The organism is Streptomyces sp. LHD-70, assembly GCF_031157275.1.
Lineage (GTDB): Bacteria > Actinomycetota > Actinomycetes > Streptomycetales > Streptomycetaceae > Streptomyces.
Genome location: NZ_JAVIFW010000002.1, coordinates 195,342 through 218,597, shown reverse-complemented (window position 1 = coordinate 218,597; position 23,256 = coordinate 195,342). Strand labels below are relative to the sequence as shown.

Sequence of the window (23,256 nt, the reverse complement as noted above, 5' to 3'; positions counted from 1 at the left end):
GGCTCTACAAAAATACTCGATAGGGCGGCTATGCCCCCTTGACAATACCCTTGCGGGTGGATAAAGCGCCCGCCGCAAGCGTGCCCCCGGAGCGCGTGGAACAATCGGAAACCGGTCGGGCTTACGACTACGGAGCAGGAGACACAGCACGATGCGTATCGGAGTTCTCACCGCAGGCGGCGACTGCCCCGGCCTGAACGCAGTGATCCGGTCGGTCGTGCACCGCGCCGTCACCAACTACGGCGACGAGGTCATCGGCTTCGAGGACGGGTACGCGGGCCTGCTCGACGGCCGCTACCGCGCCCTCGACCTGAACGCGGTCAGCGGCATCCTGGCCCGCGGCGGCACCATCCTCGGCTCCTCCCGCCTGGAGCGCGACCGCTTCCGCGCGGCCTGCGACAACGCCAAGGAACTCATCGAGAAGAGCGGCTTCGACGCGCTCATCCCGATCGGCGGCGAAGGCACCCTGACCGCCGCCCGCATGCTGTCGGACGCCGGTGTGCCGGTGGTCGGCGTGCCGAAGACCATCGACAACGACATCTCCTCCACCGACCGCACCTTCGGCTTCGACACCGCCGTCGGCGTCGCCACCGAGGCCATGGACCGCCTCAAGACCACCGCCGAGTCGCACCAGCGCGTGATGGTCGTCGAGGTGATGGGCCGGCACGCCGGCTGGATCGCCCTGGAGTCCGGCATGGCGGCGGGCGCGCACGGCATCTGCCTCCCGGAGCGCCCGTTCGACCCCGCCGACCTGGTCAAGATGGTCGAGGAACGCTTCGCCCGCGGCAAGAAGTTCGCCGTCGTCTGCGTCGCCGAGGGCGCCCACCCCGCCGACGGCACGATGGACTACGGCGTGGGCGCCATCGACCAGTTCGGCCACGAACGCTTCCAGGGCATCGGCACCGCCCTCGCACACGAACTGGAGCGGCGCCTCGGCAAGGAGGCCAAGCCGGTCATCCTCGGCCATGTCCAGCGCGGCGGCGTCCCCACCGCGTACGACCGGGTCCTCGCCACGCGCTTCGGCTGGCATGCCGTCGAGGCCGCGCACCGCGGGAAGTTCGGGCACATGACGGCGCTGCGCGGCACGGACGTCCGGATGGTCCCGCTCGCCGAGGCCGTCACCGAACTGAAGACGGTGCCTCAGGCGCGCATGGCGGAGGCCGAGTCGGTCTTCTGACGCTCCCGCGACGCGGGTACGTACGCGAGCTCCCGGCCCCCCACAGACCGGGGGCTCGCGCACGTGGTACTCGGGGGAGGTCAGCCCTCCCGGTCACGCACCGCCGACCAGAACTCCTTCACGATCCGCTCCAGGAAGTCCCGCCCGGAGTTCTCGTCCCCGGCCTCCATGCCGGACCAGCTCAGCGTGGCCACCATCCGCGCGTGGTACTCGCCGTGCAGCCCGTCGAGCACCGCCTCCACCGTGGCCTTCGGCAGCGGCACCAGCTTGGTCACCGGGCGGACATAGCCCTCCCAGCGGGCCGTGGCCGCGCTGCGCAGCAGGTCGGCGAGGGTCTCCTCGCGGCCCGTGACCGTGATGAAGTCCCGCACCCCGAGTGACAGGACCTCGGCGAGCGCCGCCGACTGCCGCTCGTTGCCCCGCCACCGGCCGCTCTCCTCCATCCGCAGATACGCGTCGTGCTCGAGGCCCACCTGCCGGGCCACGTCCTGCGTGGCGAGCCCGCAGGAGATCCGGTGCTCCCGCAGGGTCGTCGCGGCGCCCAGGAGTTCACCCGGCGCACACCACAACGCCCCCGCGAGCGCGGTGAGTTCGGCCGATGTGGGCACACTCCGGCCACGCTCCCAGTCGGCCACGGTGTCCGGTGTGACGTACGACAGTCCGTAACTGGCCCGCAGGCTGTACGCGACATGGCCGTGCGCCATCCCGAGCGCCTCACGCAGCCGCCGGGCAGCAAGGTTGTTGAAGGGCGGCGTGGCGCCTGCAGCCTGGCTCTGATGCACGCGGTCACGCTAGAACGCTACTCAACAGTCGCCTACGGTGCGTTCACCCAGGATTACAGGGAGCACACTCGTCGTAGGAAGGTCCAAGTAACGGCTTACTACTCGGAAGTCCTCACCCCTTGACCGCCCCGCCGAGCGCGAAACCGGCTCCCAGGCGGCGGGCGATCAGGATGTAGAGGAGCAGCACGGGGGTGGAGTAGATGATCGAGAACGCCGCGAGCTGGCCGTAGACCACCGTGCCGCGGTTGCCGAAGAAGTCGTTGATGCTGACCGAGGCCGGCATCTGCTCGGGGGAGAGCAGCAGCATGAACGGGACGAAGAAGTTGCCCCACATCATCACGAACGAGTAGACCGTCACGACCGCGATGCCGGGCCCCATCAGGGGCAGCACGACCCGCAGCAGGGACTGGAACGGGGACGCCCCGTCCGTCCAGGCCGCCTCCTCCAGCTCCTTCGGCACGCCGTCCATGAAATTCTTCATCAGCCATACCGCGAACGGCAGTTGGGACGCCGCGAAGAACAGGATCGTGCCGTGCATCGTGTCGATCAGTTCCACCTGGACGAACAGCGCGTACACCGGGACCATGATCGCCGTGATCGGCAGGCACGTCGCGAACAGCACCGTCGCCAGGAAGGCACGGCCCGTGCGGGAGCGGTAGCGGGACAGCGGGTACGCCGCGAGGGCCGCGCACGCGACCGTCAGGAGGGTGGCGCCGCCGCACAGGATCAGGCTGTTGAGCAGCGGCGTGAACGTCACGTCGTCGACGAGCACCGCGTCGAAGTTGGCGAAGGTGAACTCCTTCGGCACCTTCACCCGCAGATCGGCGTCGGCGTCCACGGCGGAGAGCAGCACCCAGGCCAGCGGCAGGACGAACGCGGCCGCCACGGCGAGGAGCGAAACGTCCGCGGCGAGCCTGCGCGTCGTGCGGCGGGCGGCAGCGGTGCGCCGTACGGCGTCGGGCACGGGGAGCTTCACGGCGTCGGACACTCAGGCCTCCGTGCGCAGCAGGCGCATGTAGACGAGGGAGAACAGCGAGCCGACCACGAGCAGCAGCAGCGCCACCGCCGTCGCGTAGCCGATCATGTGGTTCTGGAAGGCCTGCTCGTACATGTAGAGCGGCAGGGTCTGGCTGCGGTTGCCGGGGCCGCCGCGGGTCATCACCCAGATCAGGCCGAACACCGACAGGGTCTGCAGGGTGTTGAGCATCAGGTTGGTGCCGATGGAGCGGCGGATCATCGGCAGCGTGATGTGCCACATGCGCCGCCAGCCGCTCGCGCCGTCCACCTCCGCCGCCTCCGTGACCTCTTTCGGGATCTCGTTCAGGGCCGCCGAGTACACCAGCATCGAGAACGCCGTGCCGCGCCACACGTTCGCGAACGACACCGCCAGGATCGGCAGCGTGAACATCCAGTTCTGGCCGGGCAGTCCGAGCCAGTCCAGGATCTCGTTCAGGGTGCCCTCGCGGCGGAAGAACGCGTACAGCAGAAAGCCCGCGACCACCTCGGGCAGCACCCACGCCACCACCACGATCCCGCCGGTCAGCGTGCGCACCGGCCTGGACGCGCGCCGCATCAGGGCCGCGAGCGTGAGGCCGAGCGTGTTCTGGCCGATCAGGGACGAGACCACCGTGAACACCAGCGTCAGCCAGACCGCGTTGAGGAAGTCCTCGTCCCCGAAGGCCTTCGTGAAGTTCTCCAGACCGACGAACGACGACTCCGCCTGACCCGTCAACTGCAGGTCCGTGAAGGCGAGATAGACGCAGTAGCCGATCGGGCCCGCCAGGAACAACAGCAGCAGGACCACGCCGGGGGAGGCGGGCAGGGCCCGCGCCAGCGTGCGGCGCGGGCCGGGGGAGGGTGCCTTGGCGGCGGCCTGTGGGGCAGCGGTCACTTCTTGACCACTTCACCGTTCGTCACGGAGTCCAGCTCCTCGTCGTACCCCTTCGCTGCCTCGGCGACCGAGGCGTCCCCGGTCGTCACGCCCTCCATCGCCTCCTGGATGGCCGTCGACACCTTCGGGTACGCGGGATACGCCGGGCGGTAGTGCGTGTACTCCACCAGGTCCGTGAAGAACTTGATGCCGGGCTGCGCCTTCACGTACGCCGGGTCGGCGGCGACGTCCTCGCGGACCGCGATGCCCGAGTTGGCCACGTACCACTTCTGCGCGTTCGCCTTCGTCTGCATCGTCTCGATGAACTCGAAGGCCAGGTCCGGGTTGGCCGCCTTCGACGGGACCGCCCACGTCCAGCCGCCGGACATGCTCACCTTGCCGGGCGCCTGGCCGTGCTGCGTCGGCATGTGCGCGAGGCCCAACTCCTTTGACCACTCGGGCCATTCGTGCCCCGCGCCGGCCTGCCAGTCCTGCGGCAGCCACGAGCCGTCCAGGTTGATGGCCAGCTTGCCCTCGGGCATCAGCTCGCCGCGGGCGCGGGTGCCGATGTTCGGGTCGAGCGCGTCGGAGACCTCGGGGCCGAGCTTCTCCTTGTAGACGGTCTCCACGAACTCCAGCGAGTCCTTGAAGCCCTTGCCGCCCGCGATCCACTTCTTCGCGTCCTGGTCGTACAGCGGGTCCTCGCCCGTGCCGTAGAGCAGCATCTCGAAGCCCTGCATCGTGGCCATCTCACCGGCGGGCTTGCCCGTGTAGACGTTCAGCGGGATGACGCCCGGGACCTTCTTCTTGATCGTGCGGGCCGCGTCCAGGATCTCCGCCCAGTTCTTCGGCTGCCAGTCCTCGGGCAGGCCCGCCTTCTTGAAGATGTCCTTGCTGAACCACAGGCCCCGCGTGTCCGTCCCGTCCGGCACGCCGTACGTCTTGCCGTCCTCGCCCTTCGCCGCCGCCTTCGCGGTGTCGACGAACTGGTCCCAGTCCTTCCACTTCTTCAGATACGGGTCCAGGGGCTTCAAGTACCCGCTCGTGATGTCCGAGTTGATGAGGAACGTGTCCTCGTACACGAGGTCGGGAGCGGTCTTCGGGGAGCGCAGCATCTGCTGCAGCTTCGTGTAGTACTCCGAGTCCGGCGCCTTGATCGGGACGAGCTTCACCTTCTTGCCCGGATGCGCCTTCTCGAACTGCTTCTTCATCTCGCCCAGGTACTTGTCCATCACCCGGATCTGGTTGTCCGTGGACTGCTTGTACGAGACCTTCACGACGTCCGGGTCGCTCTCGGCGCCCCCACCGCAGGCGGTGAGCGTGGCGGCGGCGAACACGGCGGCGGCGGTCAGGAGCACGGGAGCGCTGGGGCGGGGCACGGCACGACCTCCTACCAGCCATACGTGACCGGGCGGCCTTGGCGGGCGCCTTCGCTGGCTGCCCGGTGAACGTAAGGCGACGCTCCGAGGCTGGTCAATGCCTGTGCGTAGGGGGTCTGAGGTTCCGTGACAACGTTGTTATTGCGCGCGCGGTACGAGGCCTCCGGCCCGGGTGCCGCTCAGCCGCTCAGCCGATCAGTCGTCATCCGCCGCTCAGCAGCCGTTCAGCCGCTCAGCCGCTCAGCCACCGGTAGTGCAGCTCCGGGCGGCCGACCTGTCCGTACTGCGGGCTGCGCGCCGCCCGGCCCGATGTCACCAGGTGCTCCAGATAGCGGCGGGCCGTGATCCGCGACAGACCCGCCGCGGCCGCCGCGGCCGTCGCCGTCAGGCCCTCGGGCGAGGCCGCCCGCAGCGTCTGCGTGACCCGCTCCAGGGTCGGCGCGCTCAAGCCCTTCGGCAGCGCCACCGGCCCCGGCGAACGCAGGGTCGCGAGCGCCCGGTCCACCTCGGCCTGACTGTCCGCCTCCCCGGCCGCGCCCCGGAACTCCGCGTACCGCACGAGCCGGTCCCGCAGCGTGGCGAAGGTGAACGGCTTCAGGACGTACTGCACGACCCCGAGCGAGACGCCCTCGCGCACGATCGTCAGATCACGCGCCGACGTCACCGCGATCACATCCGCGTGATGCCCCGCCGCGCGCAGCGAACGCGCCAGCTGCAGACCGTGGCCGTCCGGCAGGTACAGGTCGAGCAGCAGCAGGTCCACCTCGGTCCGGTCGAGCACCCGGCGCGCCTCGGCGCCCGAGTGGGCCTTGCCGACCGTACGGAATCCGGGCACCCGGTCCACGTACTGGACGTGCGCGTCCGCCGCCACCGGGTCGTCCTCGACGACGAGCACCCGGATCGCGGGCGCGGAGTCCTCGGCTCCGGTCATGCGGGCCCCTCTCCGGTCATGCGGACACGTCCTGGATCACGCCTCGCCCCCTGGGGGCCGCCCCTCTCGTCGCAGCGGCAGCCGTACGGTGAACTCCGCACCGCCGTCCGCGGAGTCGGTCACCTCGACCGAGCCGCCGTGCCGGTGCACCGTCTGCCGGACCAGGGCCAGGCCGAGGCCGCGCCCCGGTCCCTTGCCGGACCAGCCGCGCCGGAACACATCCGTGTCCGCGGGTATGCCGGGCCCGTTGTCGCCGACCCGGAGGAGCAGCTCCGCCTCGGCGGCGCGCGCGGTCACCGTAACCCGACCGCCCGGTGTGCCGGTCGCCGCGTCCACCGCGTTGTCGATCAGATTGCCCAGGACCGTCACCAGGTCACGGGCCGGCAGCGAGTCCGGAAGCAGCCCGTCGTCCATCCGGCTGTCCTCGGACACCACCAGCTCCACCCCGTGCTCGTTGGCCTGCGCCGCCTTGCCGAGCAGCAGCGCCGCGAGCACCGGCTCACCCACCGACGTCACCACCTGGTCGGTCAGCGCCTGCGCCAGCTCCAGCTCCGCCGTCGCGAACCGCACCGCCTCGTCGGCGCGGCCCAGCTCGATCAGCGAGACCACGGTGTGCAGCCGGTTCGCCGCCTCGTGCGCCTGCGAGCGCAAGGCCTGCGTGAACCCCCGCTCGTGGTTCAACTCCCCGGTGAGGGCCTGCAGTTCGGTGTGGTCCCGCAGTGTGACGACGGTGCCGCGCCGCTCGCCCCCGGACACCGGCGAGGTGTTGAGCACGACCACCCGGTCACCGGTCAGATGCACCTCGTCGACCCGCGGCTCGGCGGCGAGCAGCGCCCCCGTCAACGGCGTCGGCAGCCCCAGATCCGCGATGCCCCGGCCGACCGCTTCCTCACCGAGCCCGAGCAGTTCCCGCGCCCCGTCGTTGATCAACGCGATCCGCCGCTGCCCGTCCAGCATCAGCAGCCCCTCGCGCACCGCGTGCAGCGCCGCCTGGTGGTACCCGTGCATCTGCGACAGCTCGGCCGCGTTCATCCCGTGCGTATGCCGGCGAAGGCGCGCGTTCACCACGTACGTACCGAGCCCGCCGAGCGCGAGCGCGGCCGCCGCGACCCCGACGAGCGCGGTCAGCTGGTCCCGTACCTGCTCGGTGATCTCCTCGATCGTGATGCCCGCACTGACCAGGCCGACGATCCGCCCCCGGTCCTCGATCGGCGTCACCACCCGCACGGAGGGACCGAGCGTCCCGGTGTACGTCTCGTGGAACGTCCGGCCCTCCAGGGCGGGCCCGATGTGCCCGAGGAACCTCTCGCCGATGTTCTCCGGCGTCGGATGCGTCCAGCGGATCCCCCGCGGATTCATGATCGTCACGAAGTCCACATCGGTCGCCCTGCGCACCTTCTCCGCGTACGGCTGCAGCACCCGGCTCGGATCCGCCTCCCGCACCGCCGCCCGCACCGACGGCGACTCGGCGACGGCCCGCGCGGTGGCCGCCGCCTGCCGCTCCGCCGCGTCCTCGGCCATCCGGTGCGCGGTGAGGTACGCGAACACGGCGCACCCGGCCACGACCACCGCCACGAGCACGACCTGCATGGCGAACAGCTGGCCGGCGAGGCTGCGGGGGCGGGGGACGTGCGGGCGGGGGACGTGCGGGACGTGGGGGATTCGGGGCACACGTCCATGGTGCCTGGTCGTATAAGCACGAACTAAATGAACGCAAGGGTGACCCGGGTCACGGCCGTGATGGATATTCACCGGGACCGCTGTCAGGACGTGAGCCGCGTTTTCCGAGGTGGGCTGGAGCTCTCCCGGCGTCGGCAGGGTCGTCAACAGAGCCGTATGTGCGAGGAGGCACCGTGGCCGCCAAGCGGGACAGAACCCACTTTCTCTATATCGCCGTGATCGGCGCGGTGCTGCTCGGCATTGCCGTCGGTTTCGCCGCGCCAGGCATCGCGGTGGAGCTGAAGCCACTCGGTACCGGCTTCGTGAACCTGATCAAGATGATGATCTCGCCGATCATCTTCTGCACCATCGTCCTCGGCGTGGGCTCCGTACGGAAGGCCGCCAAGGTCGGCGCCGTCGGCGGGCTCGCGCTCGGGTACTTCATGCTGATGTCGACCGTCGCCCTCGCCATCGGCCTGGTCGTCGGCAACATCCTGGAGCCCGGCCACGGACTGCAGCTCACCGAGGCCGTACGCGGCGCCGGCGAGGCGCAGGCCGAGGGCGGATCGGAGTCCACCGCGGACTTCCTGCTCGGCATCATCCCGACGACGATCGTCTCCGCTTTCACCGGCGAGTCGGTCCTGCAGACCCTGCTCGTCGCCCTGCTCTGCGGCTTCGCGCTGCAGGCGATGGGGTCCACGGGTGAGCCGATCATCCGCGGCATCGGGCACATCCAGCGCCTCGTCTTCCGCGTCCTCGGCATGATCATGTGGGCCGCGCCGGTCGGTGCGTTCGGCGCGATCGCCGCGGTCGTCGGCGAGACCGGCCTGGACGCCCTGAAGTCGCTCGCGGTCATCATGATCGGCTTCTACGTCACCTGCGCCCTGTTCGTCTTCGTGGTGCTCGGCGCGATCCTGAAGATCGTCACGGGCATCAACATCTTCACGCTCCTGAAGTACCTGGGCCGCGAGTTCCTGCTGATCGTCTCCACCTCGTCCTCGGAGTCCGCCCTGCCGCGGCTCATCGCGAAGATGGAGCACCTCGGCGTCAGCAAGCCCGTCACCGGCATCACCGTGCCGACCGGCTACTCCTTCAACCTCGACGGCACCGCGATCTACCTGACGATGGCCTCGCTGTTCGTGGCCGAGGCGATGGGCGACCCGCTGTCGCTCGGCGAGCAGATCTCGCTCCTGGTCTTCATGATCATCGCGTCGAAGGGTGCGGCGGGCGTCACCGGCGCCGGTCTGGCCACGCTCGCGGGCGGCCTGCAGTCGCACCGGCCCGAACTGGTCGACGGCGTCGGCCTGATCGTCGGCATCGACCGCTTCATGAGCGAGGCCCGCGCCCTCACCAACTTCGCGGGCAACGCCGTCGCCACGGTCCTCGTAGGCACCTGGACCAAGGAGATCGACAAGGAGCGCGCCGCGCAGGTCCTCGCCGGACAGATCCCGTTCGACGAGCGCACCCTGGTCGACGACCACGCGCCCGCTTCGGAGGTGGAGCTGCCGGAGCAGTCGGAGGGGCCTGGGGGAGCGGGGGAGAAGGAGCCGGTCAAGGCCCTCTGACCCTCTGACCCTCTGACCCTCTGACCCTCTGACTCTCTGAACTGTCTGACCCTCTGCCTCTGTGGCTGATGCGCGGCGGGCCGCCCCTTGTCCGGGGGCGGCCCGCCGCCGTCGTAGCTGCCGTACTGCCGTCGTAGTCGTGTCCGCCGGGGCCCTTCAGCCCTGGAGGACCGGCGTGTTCTGGCAGGCGTGCAGCAGCCATCTGCCGTCGCTCTGCCGGCTCATCACGTACAGCGGCGCGCCCTCGGTGTCCCCGCCCGGGTCGCCGTCGGGTGCGTGGTAGACCTGCCGCACCTTGACCGCCGCCACGTCCGGGCGCAGGAACTGCGCGTGGACGACGTCGTACGTGACCTCCCCGTCCCAGTCGGCCTGCGGCAGCACGGCACGCGTGAACTCGGCGATGGCGTCGAGGCCGACGAGGACCTTGCCGTGGCCGGTGGTCCACAGGGCGTCGGGGTGGAAGAGCGCGAGGAACCCCTCGGCGTCCTTGGCGCGCTGGGTGCGCTGGACGGTGGCGACGACCTGCCCGATGGCCGCGAGATCGGCGGCATCGGTCCGGGGGCCGGTGTCGGTGTCGGTGGGCTGGGTGTCCGTGGGCTGGGTGTCCGTGAGCTGTGTGTCCATGCGAGAACCATGGAGCCTCAAGTGGGCTTGAGGTCAAGGGAGTTCGGGGCAGACGGATCGCGTACGGGGTCCGGGGCGCTCCTCGCCGCCGTCCCCGCGGAAGAAGTACCGGGGTCTACGAGATCCACGAGATCCACGGGATCCACGGGATCCACGGGATCCACGGGATCCACGGGATCCACGGGATCCACGGGATCCACGGGATCCACGGGATCTACGGGATCTACGGGATCTACGGGATCTACGGCGTCAGGTGGCCCCCGGGAACAGTGAGGTGAACGGTTCGATCAGTCCCGCCGCGTCCCGGGCCGCCGGGTCGTCGAACTGCCAGACCAGGAACAGCAGGAACGAGATCAGGGCCGTGAACAGTCCGGCCAGGATCAACTCCCGTGTCGAACGCCGCAGCTGCAGGGCGAAGAGCATGCCGACGCTGACGAGCCCGCCCGCGATCAGCCCGAACCACACCACCCCGCCGAGGGTGGAACCGGAGTCGAGCGCCCGGGTATTGCGCGCCTCGACGGCCGCGGTGACCTGGTCGGCGAGGGCGTAGGAGGCGCGGCTCTCGCTGTCGGTGCGCGGCTGGTGGTCGAGCACGGTCCTGCGGACGTCGGTCAGGAGCTGGTCGCCGCGGTCGGTGAGCTCACCGGAGTCGGCGAAGGCAGGCCACTCCTTGGTGACCGAGTGGTGGACGTAGGCGTCGACCCCGGAGCGGATGCGGTCGGCGGTCGGGGCGGGGAAGTCGGCGGCGCGCTCGCGGAGTTCGTGCAGCGCGAAGGCCTCGGCACGCGCGGTGTCCTCGGCGGCGGCGCGCCCCTCCCAGACTCCGGCGATGGCGAGGCCGAGCACGATGGCGTAGACCACGCCGATCATCATCGTCATGTACTCGATGACGTCGGGGGTGTCGTCCGGGTCCTCGTCCTCGGAGGCGCGCCGGTCGCGCAGGAACGCGGTGATGACGACGGCGGCGCAGGCGGCGGCCATGGCGAGGGTGAGCGCGAGCCAGTTGCTCAACTGAGGTCCCTTCAGGGCGAGTTGCTGGTTGGTGGTGGGGTGTGGTCGGTCAGGAGCGGCCGCCGGCGCGGCCGGTAGCGCCGCCGCTCGCGTTGGCCGCTCCGAAGGCGGCGGCGATCACGGCGGGGGCGACGAGCAGCAGCGTCCGGGTGACCGCCGAGCCGCCCCGCTCCTCGGCCCGCTGCGGCCGGGCGCGCGGCGGGGGCGGGAAGAAGGAGGGGGAGGGCGTGGCCGAAGGCGTCGGGGTGGGACTCGGGCGCGGGGCCTTCGAGGGCGGCGGCTCGGACGGAGGTGGAGGCGGAGGGGCGGGCGGCTCGGGCGCGACCCGCGGCGGCTCGGGCTTCGGCTCGGGCTTCGGCTTCGGTCGAGGCTTCGGCGGGGGCGGAGGGGAGGGCGTCGTGCGGCGACAGGCCCTCCGTACCGCCTCCCTGACCCCCTGCTCCCGTGCCACCTCGCCGAGCTCTTCGAGCGGCAGATCGACACCCGCGTAGGCGCAACTGTCCGTACGGGGGCGGGCATCGGCGACGCCGGCCGCCGGCAGCAGGGGCAGCAGGGGCAGCACGAGGGACAACAGGACGGCGGAACCCGCACGCCGCACGGTGATGACAGTCACGCGATCACACTGCGCAGCCGGTGGCCCCGCCATGTACCTGCGGAGATCGTTTAGCCCATAAGGGGTACGAGGGCGTCCACGGTGTGGACGGAACCGAGGCGGGCGGGGCGCGTGGGACGAGCGAGGCGACCCGCCGGGCTCCCCTCAACGCACAACGACGGCAGGGGTCTCGGTGGGCGTCGCTCGCCCTCTCTCTGCGCGAGCCGTGTCCGAACAGGCCCCGCTGCGCGCCCGATTCAGGGCCTGTTCGCATCAATCATTCATTTATCGACATCACTTACGGTGATGGCTTCGCTCGCGTGGTGACCACGATCGGGGGACGGCATGGCACTGCGTATTCACTTCACGGCGGAGGATCTTGCGCGTACGACGGTGGCCGCGCGCCCGGACGTCATGTGGGAGCTGACGCTCAGTCTCCATCAGCTCCAGGCGTCCAGACCGGCCGCCCGCTGCCGACCCTGGGTCGGTCACGTACGGGACCGGCTGCGCGGGCGCGGGCGGCTGGACCTGCGGGGTGTGCTGAGCCGGCTCACCGCGCTCGTACCGCCGCGCGGCAGCTTTCCGGACTTCCTCACTCCACCGGGCCAGCCACCCTTGGCGGACGGTTTGGAGTTGATCCGCGGCACTCGGCGCCGGGCGCTCGCCGCCGACCTCGCTGCGGTGTTCCGTACCCGTGAACGTCCACTGTGGGTACGTCAGTTGGCCGACGGCGACCGGGAGGGCAGGCGCGATCTGGCGCAGGCGCTCGCCGTGTACCACCGTGAGCTCGTCCACCCCTGCCTGGCCGAGCTGGACGAGACGTTGTTCGCGGAGCGTGCGGCGTGCGGGCGGCGCGTCCTGGACGGCGGGGTCGGGCGGTTGCTCGGCACGCTGTCGCCGACGATGCGGTGGGCCTGGCCCGTCCTCAGTGCCGACTATCCGGTCGACCGGGACCTGCGTCTCGGCGGGCGGGGCATCACGCTCGTCCCGTCCTACTTCTGTGTGGCCCCGGTGACGCTGATCGACCCGGAGCTGCCGCCGGTGCTCGTCTATCCGGCCCGGGCGGGGGAGCCGGGAGTCCCCGGGGCGCGGGCCCGGACGCGCGCGCCGGTCGACGGCCTGGCCCCGGTGCTCGGGCGCACGCGGGCGCTGGCGATCCGGGCGCTGGCCCACCCCTGCTCGACCAGTGAACTCGCCCTGCGCATCGGGGTGTCCGCGGCGAGCGCCAGCAGGCACGCGACGGCGCTGCGGGGCGCGGGCCTGGTCACCAGCACGCGGCTGGGCGGCGAGGTGCTGCATGTGGCCACCCCGCTGGGGGCGGAGCTGGCGGGGGTCGGGGCGGGGTCGGCGGTGCCGGAGGCGAAGGGTCCGTTTGCGCCAGGGCGTAATCCCCTGGCCGGGGCCGGTGCGCTCCCTCTCCCATAGTCATGGCCACACCAAGTGGCGTACCGCGACGGGGAGGGAAGAAGTGAAGAGACGTATAGCCATGGTGCTGGGAGGGGTCTTGGCGGCGGCCGCGCTGAGTGCGCCTACGGCGTCGGCGGACCCGCTGGAGGAGCGCCCGGACTTCAAAGCCCCGTACCAGTGCGACGAGAAGGGCTGGACCTATTTCTCCGAGCACGAGTATGACGGAGCGATCGACATCAACTGGGGCAGCGGTGAGGCCGATCGGGGCAAGCCCGTCCTTGCCTCAGCCGACGGCACCGTGCACCTCGGCGAGGGCGGTGGCGCCGGGAAGTACGTGGAGCTCGACCACGGGGGAGGCTGGCAGACCCGCTACCTGCACCTGGACAGCCAGGATGTCGAGGAGGGCGCGGAGGTCAAACAGGGCCAGCAGATCGGCACCCTGGGCTCGACCGAAGCCACAGTCGCGCACCTTCACTTCGACCAACGGCTAAACGATGAGGGCGTGGACATCCACCTGGAGGGAAAGAACCTGGCGCCCTACCCGGTTCAGGAGAACCGCAAGGAATTGATCAGCAGCAACTGTCGCGACGGCGGCGACCCCGGTGACCCCGAGCCCGAGGACACCACCCTCGCCTACACCGGCGACAAGAGCATCGCCAACGGCTCCGAAGCCACCCTCTCCGCCGAGCTGAGGACCGAGGAGTCGGACGAGCCCGTAAAGGGCCGGGAGGTCTCCTTCGAGCTCGGCTCCGAGGACGGCGGCGGCGCCGTGCAGACCTGTGACGGAGAGACGGACGCCGACGGCACGGCGAGCTGCACGGTCGAGGTCGCGGACCAGAAGCTGACGGACGACGGCACCGTGCCGCTCACCGCCACCTTCGCGGGCGACGACGCGTACGTGAAGTCCACGGCCGACGCGGACCTCAAGCTCCAGCACGTGGAGGGCCGTTCGTACGGTCTCGCCGCCGAGGTTCCGCTCCCGCTGCTCCCGCTGAGCATCGACCCGACCCCGGACACCGGCACCCTCCGTACGGCCGAGGCGGAGAGCCTGGGCCCCGAGTGCGCCGAGAGCGTCAACGCGGTGGTCCTGAACGCCGACGCGCTCTGCGCCGAGGTCGCCGCCGAGGTCGGTCCGAGCGCGGTCACGTCGACCGCGACCGTCGCCGACGCGAGCATCGGCCTGCCCGGCCTCCCGGTCGTGGGTGTCTCCGGGCTCACCGCGAAGTCGACCAGCAGCTGTGAGGCGTCGGCCGGCAGCGTCGAGCTGGAACTGACCGTCGCCGGCAACCCGGTCGAGATCCCCGACACCCCGGGCTTCGAGGTCGACCTCGGCCTCGCGGGCAAGCTCGTGGTCAACGAGCAGATCCCTGTGGAGGGCGCCGACAAGGGCCTCACGGTCAACGCCGTGCACCTGACGACCCTCGCGGGCGCGGATGTGGTGATCGGCTCCAGTACGTCCAGCGCGCACGACTGCGCGTAGCCGCTGCGCAGCTGTACGCACTTCGTCCCGTCGCCCCGCCGAGCGGAATCTGCTCGGCGGGGCGACGGCGCGCCTATCGGGCAAGTGCCTGTGCGCGCGGCGTCCGCGGGGGAGAACGCCACGCGTGGAACGGCTCCGGCTTCCCGGCGGAGGCCGCGGATCGTTCTGCGACACCCTCGTCACCGCGCCCGCGGTCGCGGGGATGCCCGCGCAGGACCTCTACCAGTGCGACGTGTACATCCCCGCGCCCTCCGGGTACCAGCCGGCGGTGCTGTCGCTGAGCACCACTGCCGTCGGCTCCCGACGGGGAGTCCGGCACCATCAAGGACGGCATCACGGCCGACTTCGGCTGACCCGGAAGAGCGAGGAGTGAGCGTGTACGCGAAGCAGGGCGGGCTCGAAGGACCGTTCGCCGGGCCGGTGGCCTGGGAGGACCCGGGCACTCCCGCCGCCTGGTCCCGCTCCGTGGCCGGCCAGACGGCCAAGTTCGTCGGCTGGTGGGCGCTGTGGTGGGGCGTGCTGTACGTGACGGTGGTCGTGCTGCCGGAGTGGGCGGCCATTCCGGCAGCCCTGGTGCTGTGCGTGATCGCGTACAACGCGGTGATGTCCGGCGACCGCCTGGGCAAGTTCCGGCGGATGCGCCGCATCCTGATGACCTACCCCTGGCTGCGGCAGCCGGGCGGCGTCCAGTACGACCCGCGCGGGCGCAAGGCCCAATTTCGCCTGCCCGACCCGGACAAGCCGGAGAAGTCCGTGTCCCCGAAGCTGTCCGGCCTCTTCCTCCGCCCCTGGGACCGCATCGCCCGCAAGGGCGTCGACGGGATCGTGTACGCGGGTGACCCCCGGTTCGCGTGCGTGATCGCCGAACCCGGCCCGCGCTCCCTGAGCTACGTCTCCCAGCCCACCGCGTACAACCGCCGCACCTCGCCCCGCCGCAAGGGCCTCAGCCCCGAGGCGCGCCGCCGGGCCCGGGCGATCGGGGCTCGGGTCACGGACTGACGCCCCCCTCAGCGCCACGGTGAGCGCTCGCGCGGTGGGGATGTTGCAGCGGCCCAACTCCATGAGGGGGACGGCGGGTTCGCCCACGTACGCGAGGGGGGCGACCCGTAGTGAGGGCTGCGTGATCCCCGCTTCCGTGAGCGCTTCGGCCAGCGCGCGGCGGGCCGCCTCGGCGTCCTCGACGGTCACGTCCTGAGCTGTGCTTCGACGGTTCACAGCACCTCCCTCTGCTGCGCGCGTTCGCCCGCGCGGTGCCGGCGCGCAGGCGCTGTGCGGGGTCGGCGAGTTGTACGTCCTCGGGAGCGGCCTCCCACTCCCTCCCGCCCCGCACGGGCCGAAGGAACCAGCGCCCGCAGCACTCGCCCCGGAACTCACCGAGCCGGTCGCGCCGTACGTCCCGGACGAGGGTGCCGATGGCGGGGGTGGGGCCGGGGGTGGAGGCGGGGGTGGGCATGTGGTCTGCGCACACCATTGCTCCGCGGGGCACGGTCGCCTCAGGGACAACCCGTTCAACGCACCGTCACCGTAAGGGTCTTGGCGACGGAGAACTTCTTGCTCTCGGCCGTCTCTGCCTTGATTCCGTCCGTGCACCGGTAGCAGCCGAACAGCTTCACCTCGGTCGTGCCCTTGCCGGAGGCGGTGAACTCGTACCAGTCCTGGCGTACCGTCGCCGCGTCGCCGGTGGTGTGCACGCCGGACAGGTAGTCCGTCAGGACCGACTCGTCGGGCGGGCCCACGATCTGCCACGTGTAGCCCGGCTGGTTGTCGTAGTGGTTGGCGATCCGGAAGGTCTCGCCGGGGTGCACGGTGACGGCGCCGTCGAAGTCCCCTTCGATCGTGCGGACTTGGTCCGGTGGGAGGTCCTCGTCGGGGCGGCCGTACCGGTCCTCGGGGTCGCCGAGGACGCCGCTCACCTGAGTGCCCTCCTTGACCTCGACCGAGTACGTCATCGTCCGCTTCCCGTCGACCTCCTCCAGGACGATCTGCGCCGTCCCCGTCTTCACGGCGCGGAACCTGAAGTACCGCGTGCCGTCCACGTCCTTGACGCCCCGCGCGCGCACGACGCCCGCCGCCTCCCCGGACTCGGCGAGCCGCCAATCGTCGGCGTCGCCGCCCGGCCGTACGTGGATCGAGAAGTCGTGGTCGACGAGCACCTCGGGCCGCAGGGACTGCGAGGCGATGTCGATCTCCCCGTCGGGGCCGCGCGGCACGTTGTAGAGGGGCGGGGGGAGGGCGCAGCAGATCATGTCGTCGGCGATGAACTCCTCGTACGCGACGTACCCGCCGCCGAGCATCAGCACGGCCGCGCAGGCCGCGACCCAACGGGCCCGCTTCGACATGCCCAGCGGCATCAACCGCCTCACTCGCATCAATGCACCACCACAGTGAGGGTCTTGGTGACGGAGAACTTCTTGCTCTCGGGGGTGCTGGGCTGGTCGTCCCACGTGCAGCGGTAGCAGCCAAAGAGTTTGAGGGTGGTGGTGCCCTTCTTGAGGGAGCTGAGCGAGTACCAGTCCTGTCGCGCTGCCGCCGGGTCGCCCGTCGTGTACCGAGGGTCCGGCGAGGCCACGGTCAGGCCGTCGTCGCTGTCCTCGGTGAGTGTCCAGGTGTAGCCGGGCTGGTTGCTGTAGCGGTTGGCGATGAGGTAGTCCTCGCCTTTACTCAGGGAGACGGTGCCTACGAAGTCGCCGTCCAGCCTGCGGCTGTCACGCTCGAACTCGCGGGCGTTGCCTTCCTCCGGCACCCCTTCGGGGTCGGGTTCCGTGTACGTCGATTCGCCGCCGCCCACGGCCTCGACGGGGTAGGTCATGGTGCGCTCGCCGTCGGTCTCCTTCAGAACGATGCGCGACTTCCCGGGCCTGAGCGCGCGGAACTTGAAGTAGCGGGTGCCCTTGACGGTCTTGGCGCCTTTGGCGCGCAGCACGCCACCCGCCTCTCCGGATTCGGCGACCTGCCAGTCGTCGGCGCCGCCGCCCGGGCGCACGTGGATGGAGAAGTCGTAGCCGGCGGGAACCTGGGTCGTCACGCTCTGGGAGGCCACGTCGATCTCCCCGTCGGGGCCCTTCGGCATGTCGGCGATGGTCGGCTTGACGCAGCACATCCCCGTGTCGATGAACTCCTCGTACACGACGTATCCGCCGAGGACGAGCAGGGCGAGAGCGGCGGAGAGCGCCCCGATGAGCTTCTTGCTCAGCTTTCGCACGCGTGCCTCACCTGGGAATGTGGACGCCAGTGGCTTCGGGGAGCCGGTCTCTGGTCGCCCCGCCCAGCTTGCCGTCGACGAAGTCGTCCTCGGAGACCCAAGTGGTGAAGCCCCAGGGGTTGTGGACCTGCAGCATGCTCCCCTCCTGGGCTGTGATCACGAGGGCGTGCGCCCCATCGGGACCCACGGTCTTGATGGGCACCGGCCTGCCCTCCGCCACGGCCTGTTCGATCTCGGGAAGCGCACCCCTGCGCGCGTTCGCGCTGCCCAGGTCCTGGCGTTCGTAGTCCGCGCCCGTGGGCGAGTTGAGCTCGTTGTCGGCCACCTCCGACCAGCCCTCGTCGTCCATCCCCTCAGGAGGGCCGGTGCCGAACAATCCGCTGTTCACGCCGTCACCGTCCTCGTGGACGCGGTGCTGCTCATCGATCAGCCGTCGCTGGAACGCCTCCCCCGATTCCTCGTTGCCGTCCGGCCCGCCGGTCAACTCCAGTGCGTAGACGGGGTCGACCATGGCTCTGGCATGGACGGTGGACGAGGCCACACAGCTGCCCTCGTTCCCATCGCCGCCCTGGGCCCACTCTTTGCCCTGGAAGACGTTCGACTGCTCGTGCGTCCCGAACTTCCCGTTGGAGTCGGTCTCCGCGACCACCGGGTCCAGATGCCGCTGCAGCCATGCTTCGCTCTTGCCGTCGATGTCCTCGTTGAAGTCCTGCAGGGTCTTCATGCCGTGTCCAGCGGCGAGTGCCTTCAGCAGGTACGCCTGCTGCTCCGGACTGTCGGCCTCGTCCAGCATCCGCTGGAATTCGGCACGTTCGGCGGGGCTCATACGATTGAGCCGGGCGCTGGAGCGTTCGAGATCGTTCGCCGTGAGGATCTCGTTGTACTTGCGGTCCGAGTTGTTCTCGCCGAGTGTGGACGCCTCGGCGAGCATCATCTTGTCGACGGCGCTGAGGCCCTTACCGGTCATCTTCCCGGCGCCGGCCTCCGCCGCCAGCTTGTTGAGATCACGGGCCGCGGCACGCGCGGCGTCGTCAGCGATCTGGGCAGCCTCCCTCCGCTCCGCGGCACCGACCTTGGCGATCCCGCGCACGCGCTCCTTCTCCGCCTCCTCGGCGTCCTTCTCCACCATGTCGTCGAAGAAGCCGTCTTCACCGCCGAGCAAGGTGCGTGCCCGGATCAGCGCTTCGGAGGCCGGCTTGTCCTTCTTCTGTGCCTTGTCGACGTTGTCCGCCAAACGGTGCAAGACCTTCCGGCCGACGTCGAACGCCTCGCTCATCTGCTGGGCGGTGCGGGCGGCAGCCTTGATGACACCCTGGGCCGTCAGACTCGCCATGCCTTCCCAGGACTGCTTGAGCTCCTTGTCGGAAACCTGCTCGACCGGCGCCTCGACCTCGTGCCGGCAGTGGTCCGCAGCCTTTCCGTAGGCCCGGGCCGCCGACTCGATCGTGTCCGGGTCGCCCATCGGTGCGGGAACGGCCAGTGCCCGGTCGATCGCCACGATCAGGTCGTTCTTCGAGTCCGCGCCCTCGATGTCGTGCAGCGCGGCGAGCAGTTCGGCCCGTCGGGTTGTCGTGTCCTCGCCGGCCATCAGCCCCGGCCCCCGTGCGACGCGGTCGCCATGCCGCGTACCGCCATGATCTCCGCCACCGCCGACAGCCAGCGCGCCAGTGACTCGTCGTCCTCGACCGTGCGCGCCACGCTCGCCCCGGCCTCCAGCCAGGAGCGGACCGTGTCGGCGGCCTCCCGGCCGGGGACGGGCTCCGGCAGGCCGGCCGCGTACGCCGCGCCCCCGCTGCGTACGACCTTCGCGAGGAACGCCACCGCACGCGGGTACACGCCCGCCCGGCCGAGCGTCACAGCCGCGCTCACCGCCCCGTCGCCGAAGAGCGCCGTACGCATCCGGCTGCCCTCACCCAGCCCGAACCGCAGCAGCGTCGACACGTCGAGCCCTGCCAGATCGTCGTCCGTGCGTACGGTGTTCCTGGCTGCCGTCATGTACGTGATCCCCCGATTTCTTGATGGTGCAAAAGCCGTGCAGACGACGTCAGTTGAAGTCCGACAGGCCCGCCCGCGCGGGCGCCGCGCGGCGCAGCTGCGTCTCCGCTCCCTGCTCCGCCGCGGCGTAGTTGTTCGTCGTGGTGTTCAACTTGCCGGAGATCTCCCGCAGGGCATCCCGCAGCACGGTCGCCTCGCGCTGCCAAGCCTCCGCGAACGCGTTGAAGGCCGGCGCCGCCTCCTCGCCGCCCATCACTTCCGGGGGCATGCTCAGGTCCGGCGGAATGATCGACTTGACCGTGTCCAGCTCGTCCGCCGCCGTGTCCAACCTGCCTGCGGCAGTGCCGACTTGCCCGGCACGTATGCCGTAACCCGTCCCGTCGCTCACGCGCGCCCCCTCCGTCATGCGCGGCGCCCGGCCGTCCGCGGCGGGCGCTCCACACCTGTGACGTGCGGAAAGTCCCTCGCGGTTCCACGGATTGGTTCCGCGGATTGGTTCCGCGGACCCGCTCAACGGATCGGCTCAACGGATCGGCACCGGGGGCCCGTTCGACGGTTCGGCTCAGCCTTCGCCGCCCGCCAGCTCCGCCAGTACCCCCGCATGGTCCGACGGCCACACCCCGTCCACCGGGCCGTGTCCCACCCGCCGGACCGACCGGACGTGGCCGAGGCCGCGCGGGCCCGGGTGGCCCACGTGGATGTAGTCGATACGGACGGTCGGGCTGAACGTCCGGGCCACGTACGGGTTGGCCGCGTCCCAGGTCGCCGAAGGCTGGGCCGGGTCGGCGTACTCCCAGGCGTCGAGGAGGATCTGGCCCGGTACCGGCGCCGCCGTCCGCACCCCGCCGAGCAGGCGCATCTCGTCGGAGTCCGGCCAGGCGTTGAAGTCGCCGGTGAGGACGGGCGGGAACGAGGAGGCGGCGCGGCGCTCGGCGATGAACTCGGCGATCGCCCGCACCTGTTGGACCCGTAGCGCCGACGCCGGGACGTCCGAGTTGAGGTGCGTGGTGAAGAAGGGCACGGGCCCGCCCGGCGCGTCCAGGAGCGCGTACAGCGCGGCCCGCCCGTCGTCCCGCTTTACCGGCGCGGGCAGCCGCAGCACCGCACGGTCGAGGAGCGGCCAGCGGCTGAGCACCGCGTTGCCCACGTCGACCGCGCGGTCCGGCTCCGAGTCGGGCAGCCGACGGCGCCACGGCCCGGGCAGCTCCGAGGCCGCCCACGTCCAGTGCATGCCCAGCTCGTCCGCCAGCCACCCCGCGAGGTTCCGGCCGCCCACGGCCCACACCTCCTGGAGGCCGATCACATCCGGCCGCAGCTCGCCCAGCGTCGCCAGGATCGCCCGCTGCCGCTCCTCCCACGGCCCGAACCGCCACCACAGGTTCCACGTCATGACACGGATGGCCGTCTCCTCCTCGCCTTCCGGAGGGACCGGTTCCGGCCCCCGAACAGCACCGCGGCCACCCTGCCACGTCCGGGCCCGGCCGTACGGGGAGCCGCACCGGGCTCACGCCATGGACCGGCCACGGGCGGCCGCGGACCAGCCGGTAGGGCCAACTCCCGTACTGCTTCGAGAAGTTGACGCGTCCGCCCCATTGACGCCCCACCCGCCTGCAACTACAAAACTCTGAGAGCGCTCTCATACCTTCCACCCCCTCTCCCCCCACGGAGGTGTTCCATGAGCAGAAGCATCAACAAACGCTCCGCACTCGCCGCCGGACTCGGCGCCGTGGCCGTCATCGCCGCCCTGCTGGCACCCGGCACCGCATCCGGTACGACCACCAGTGACGTACCGCCCCCGCCGGACGGCTGGACCGTCCAGTGGAGCGACGACTTCGACGGCGCAGCGGGGTCGCTGCCCTCCGCCGACAACTGGCAGATCGACCTCGGCCACAACTACCCCGGAGGCCCCGCCAATTGGGGGACCGGGGAGATCCAGAACTACACCGACTCACCCGACAACCTCAGCCTCGACGGCGAGGGCAACCTGCGCATCACCCCACTGCGCGACGGCTCCGGCAACTGGACCTCGGCCCGTATCGAGACCAAGCGCAGCGACTTCAAGGCACCGGAGGGCGGCGTCCTCGCCATCGAGGGGCGTATCCACATGCCCAACGTGACCGGCGACGCGGCCCTCGGCTACTGGCCGGCGTTCTGGGCGCTCGGCTCCCCGTACCGCGGGAACTACCACAACTGGCCGGCCATCGGTGAGTTCGACGTGATGGAGAACGTCAACGGCCTGGACCAGGTCTGGGGTGTGCTGCACTGCGGCGTGAACCCGGGCGGCGACTGCAACGAGACCCAGGGCCTGGGCGGCAGCCGCGCCTGCCCCGGCTCGACGTGCCAGTCCGGCTTCCACACGTACCGCTTCGAGTGGGACCGCTCGGTCTCCCCGAACCAGCTGCGGTGGTCCGTCGACGGCGAGCAGTTCCACAGCCTCTCCCAGGACCGCTTCTCCGCCGAGACGTGGGCCAACATGACGGACCACGCCGGGTACTTCCTGCTCCTGAACGTCGCGATGGGCGGCGCGTTCCCGGACGGCGTCGCGGGGAAGGCCACACCGGTGGCGAGCACGGAGCCGGGCAAGCCGATGGTGGTGGACTACGTGTCCGTTTCGACCAAGCCGTAGCCGTAGTCGGAGCCGGAGCCGGAGCCGGAGCCGGAGCCGGAGCCGGAGCCGGAGCCGGAGCCGTAGCCGTAGCCGTAGCCGCCGCCCGTGCTCCCTGCCGGTGGGGACCCCGCCCTCCCCGGGCCCCCGCCGGCAGGGCTGGCCTTGACGTCAGGGTCAAGGGTTACGTTCGTACGCATGCGCATCGGTGAACTCGCGGAGCGGGCCGGTACCAGTACGCGGACGCTCAGGTACTACGAGTCGCGCGGGCTGCTGCCCGCGCGGCGGGACGGCAACGGATACCGGACGTACGACGAGGCGGATCTGCGGCTGCTGCGGCAGATCCGGACCTTGCAGGACTTCGGCTTCGGCCTGGAGGAGACCCGGCCGTTCGTGGAGTGTCTGCGGGCCGGGCATCCGCAGGGCGACTCGTGTCCGGACTCGCTCGCCGTGTACCGCCGCAAGCTCACCGAACTCGACGCGCTCATCGGGGAGTTGACCTCGGTGCGGGCGCAGGTCGGGGCGCAGCTCGCGCGGGCCGAGCAGGCCCGTGAGGCGCTCGTGGCGGAGGCGGAGGCCCCTGGCGGCCCGGCCCCGCGATGCGAGCTGACGACGACGGAGGGGACAGAGACATGACTGCGGTGGTCGAAGTGACCGATGAGGAGTTCGGCGCGGAGGTGCTCGGCGTCGCGGACCGCGCGGTGCTGGTGCAGTTCACGGCGGAGTGGTGCGGCCCGTGCCGCCAGCTCGCACCGGTCCTGGCCGAGCTGGCCGGGGAGGAGCGGGAGCGGCTGAAGGTCGTACAGCTGGATGTGGACCGCAATCCCGAGACGACGCTCGCGTACGGCGTGCTGGCGACGCCGACGCTGCTCGTGTTCCGGGACGGGGAGCCGGTGCGGTCGATGGTGGGGGCGCGGGCGAAGCGGAAGCTGGCGCAGGAGCTCGCGGAGGTGCTCGACGCGTAGCCGGTGGGGTCC

Annotated in this window: 24 protein-coding genes and 1 pseudogene; 9 read left to right on the top strand and 16 right to left on the bottom strand. The window is 70.8% G+C overall.

The features are described from left to right. Positions 1–151 precede the first annotated feature (151 nt). A complete protein-coding gene (locus RCO28_RS05930; RefSeq protein ID WP_308939893.1) occupies positions 152–1,177 on the top strand; it encodes a 6-phosphofructokinase in 1,026 nt (341 codons plus the stop codon). Positions 1,178–1,257: 80 nt separating this feature from the next. On the opposite strand, the gene RCO28_RS05925 is transcribed toward RCO28_RS05930, so the two are convergent. The 6 genes from RCO28_RS05925 to RCO28_RS05900 all read right to left on the bottom strand — a co-directional run bounded on the left by RCO28_RS05925 (position 1,258) and on the right by RCO28_RS05900 (position 7,729). Further along, complete coding sequence (locus RCO28_RS05925) at positions 1,258–1,959, bottom strand: helix-turn-helix transcriptional regulator (RefSeq protein ID WP_308939892.1); 702 nt, start codon at positions 1,957–1,959, stop codon at positions 1,258–1,260. A 112-nt stretch (positions 1,960–2,071) separates the two neighbouring features. Then, complete coding sequence (locus RCO28_RS05920) at positions 2,072–2,947, bottom strand: carbohydrate ABC transporter permease (RefSeq protein WP_308939891.1); 876 nt, start codon at positions 2,945–2,947, stop codon at positions 2,072–2,074. Further along, entirely contained in the window at positions 2,948–3,850 is a 903-nt protein-coding gene (locus RCO28_RS05915) for a sugar ABC transporter permease (protein ID WP_308939890.1), read from the bottom strand. Further along, entirely contained in the window at positions 3,847–5,208 is a 1,362-nt protein-coding gene (locus tag RCO28_RS05910) for an extracellular solute-binding protein (RefSeq protein ID WP_308939889.1), read from the bottom strand. Before RCO28_RS05910 ends, RCO28_RS05915 begins: the two co-directional genes overlap by 4 nt. A 232-nt stretch (positions 5,209–5,440) precedes the next feature. Then, positions 5,441–6,139: a response regulator gene (locus RCO28_RS05905; protein ID WP_308939888.1), complete on the bottom strand. Its 699-nt coding sequence runs from the start codon at positions 6,137–6,139 to the stop codon at positions 5,441–5,443. A 36-nt stretch (positions 6,140–6,175) separates the two neighbouring features. Next, positions 6,176–7,729: a sensor histidine kinase gene (locus RCO28_RS05900; RefSeq protein WP_308940291.1), complete on the bottom strand. Its 1,554-nt coding sequence runs from the start codon at positions 7,727–7,729 to the stop codon at positions 6,176–6,178. Between the two features lie 263 nt (positions 7,730–7,992). Here RCO28_RS05900 and RCO28_RS05895 point away from each other — a divergent pair, with 263 nt between their 5' ends. Beyond that, on the top strand, positions 7,993–9,363 hold the full coding sequence (locus RCO28_RS05895) for a cation:dicarboxylate symporter family transporter (protein ID WP_308939887.1): 1,371 nt from the start codon (positions 7,993–7,995) through the stop codon (positions 9,361–9,363). Between the two features lie 156 nt (positions 9,364–9,519). Here RCO28_RS05895 and RCO28_RS05890 read toward each other — a convergent pair whose 3' ends face one another. From RCO28_RS05890 to RCO28_RS05880, 3 genes are all read right to left on the bottom strand, one after another. Then, positions 9,520–9,987, bottom strand: coding sequence for an SgcJ/EcaC family oxidoreductase (locus tag RCO28_RS05890; protein ID WP_308939886.1), 468 nt, complete (start codon positions 9,985–9,987; stop codon positions 9,520–9,522). A 249-nt stretch (positions 9,988–10,236) separates the two neighbouring features. Next, entirely contained in the window at positions 10,237–10,998 is a 762-nt protein-coding gene (locus tag RCO28_RS05885) for a hypothetical protein (protein WP_308939885.1), read from the bottom strand. A 49-nt stretch (positions 10,999–11,047) separates the two neighbouring features. Then, positions 11,048–11,611 (bottom strand): hypothetical protein, encoded by a 564-nt coding sequence (locus RCO28_RS05880; RefSeq protein WP_308939884.1) that lies wholly within the window; start codon positions 11,609–11,611, stop codon positions 11,048–11,050. A gap of 324 nt (positions 11,612–11,935) precedes the next feature. Here RCO28_RS05880 and RCO28_RS05875 point away from each other — a divergent pair, with 324 nt between their 5' ends. From RCO28_RS05875 to RCO28_RS05860, 4 genes are all read left to right on the top strand, one after another. Further along, positions 11,936–13,015, top strand: a complete 1,080-nt coding sequence (locus RCO28_RS05875) for a winged helix-turn-helix domain-containing protein (RefSeq protein WP_308939883.1) — start codon at positions 11,936–11,938, stop codon at positions 13,013–13,015. A 43-nt stretch (positions 13,016–13,058) separates the two neighbouring features. Further along, positions 13,059–14,477, top strand: a complete 1,419-nt coding sequence (locus RCO28_RS05870; RefSeq protein WP_308939882.1) for a choice-of-anchor P family protein — start codon at positions 13,059–13,061, stop codon at positions 14,475–14,477. A gap of 124 nt (positions 14,478–14,601) precedes the next feature. Continuing rightward, positions 14,602–14,850 (top strand): hypothetical protein, encoded by a 249-nt coding sequence (locus RCO28_RS05865; protein WP_308939881.1) that lies wholly within the window; start codon positions 14,602–14,604, stop codon positions 14,848–14,850. Between the two features lie 2 nt (positions 14,851–14,852). Next, positions 14,853–15,476: a hypothetical protein gene (locus tag RCO28_RS05860; protein ID WP_308939880.1), complete on the top strand. Its 624-nt coding sequence runs from the start codon at positions 14,853–14,855 to the stop codon at positions 15,474–15,476. A gap of 509 nt (positions 15,477–15,985) precedes the next feature. Here RCO28_RS05860 and RCO28_RS05855 read toward each other — a convergent pair. The 6 genes from RCO28_RS05855 to RCO28_RS05830 form a co-directional block, all read right to left on the bottom strand. Further along, complete coding sequence (locus RCO28_RS05855; protein ID WP_308939879.1) at positions 15,986–16,816, bottom strand: hypothetical protein; 831 nt, start codon at positions 16,814–16,816, stop codon at positions 15,986–15,988. Positions 16,817–16,845: 29 nt separating this feature from the next. After that, positions 16,846–17,679 carry a hypothetical protein gene (locus RCO28_RS05850; RefSeq protein ID WP_308939878.1) on the bottom strand — a complete coding sequence of 278 codons (834 nt, stop codon included), beginning with the start codon at positions 17,677–17,679 and terminating at the stop codon, positions 16,846–16,848. Between the two features lie 7 nt (positions 17,680–17,686). Next, positions 17,687–19,267 carry a WXG100 family type VII secretion target gene (locus tag RCO28_RS05845; RefSeq protein ID WP_308939877.1) on the bottom strand — a complete coding sequence of 527 codons (1,581 nt, stop codon included), beginning with the start codon at positions 19,265–19,267 and terminating at the stop codon, positions 17,687–17,689. Then, positions 19,267–19,674, bottom strand: coding sequence for a hypothetical protein (locus RCO28_RS05840; protein ID WP_308939876.1), 408 nt, complete (start codon positions 19,672–19,674; stop codon positions 19,267–19,269). The genes RCO28_RS05845 and RCO28_RS05840 overlap by 1 nt, the downstream gene beginning before the upstream one ends. Positions 19,675–19,723: 49 nt before the next feature. Next, the gene (locus RCO28_RS05835) at positions 19,724–20,062 is read right to left on the bottom strand and encodes a type VII secretion target (protein ID WP_308939875.1); all 339 of its coding nucleotides are present in this window, start codon (positions 20,060–20,062) and stop codon (positions 19,724–19,726) included. A gap of 174 nt (positions 20,063–20,236) precedes the next feature. Next, on the bottom strand, positions 20,237–21,064 hold the full coding sequence (locus tag RCO28_RS05830; protein ID WP_308939874.1) for an endonuclease/exonuclease/phosphatase family protein: 828 nt from the start codon (positions 21,062–21,064) through the stop codon (positions 20,237–20,239). 285 nt (positions 21,065–21,349) lie between these two features. Here RCO28_RS05830 and RCO28_RS05825 point away from each other — a divergent pair. Continuing rightward, positions 21,350–22,294 (top strand): annotated as a pseudogene (locus RCO28_RS05825) (glycoside hydrolase family 16 protein); the annotation flags it as partial. On the opposite strand, the gene RCO28_RS05820 reads toward RCO28_RS05825, so the two are convergent. Beyond that, on the bottom strand, positions 22,273–22,479 hold the full coding sequence (locus RCO28_RS05820; RefSeq protein ID WP_308939873.1) for a hypothetical protein: 207 nt from the start codon (positions 22,477–22,479) through the stop codon (positions 22,273–22,275). The pseudogene RCO28_RS05825 and the gene RCO28_RS05820 sit on opposite strands and share 22 nt — an antisense overlap. Between RCO28_RS05820 and RCO28_RS05815 the strand changes: the two genes are divergently transcribed. Then, complete coding sequence (locus tag RCO28_RS05815) at positions 22,478–22,915, top strand: MerR family transcriptional regulator (protein WP_308939872.1); 438 nt, start codon at positions 22,478–22,480, stop codon at positions 22,913–22,915. The two genes, RCO28_RS05820 and RCO28_RS05815, sit on opposite strands and share 2 nt — an antisense overlap. Continuing rightward, a complete protein-coding gene (locus RCO28_RS05810) occupies positions 22,912–23,244 on the top strand; it encodes a thioredoxin domain-containing protein (protein WP_308939871.1) in 333 nt (110 codons plus the stop codon). The genes RCO28_RS05815 and RCO28_RS05810 overlap by 4 nt, the downstream gene beginning before the upstream one ends. The last annotated feature ends 12 nt before the right edge of the window (positions 23,245–23,256 follow it).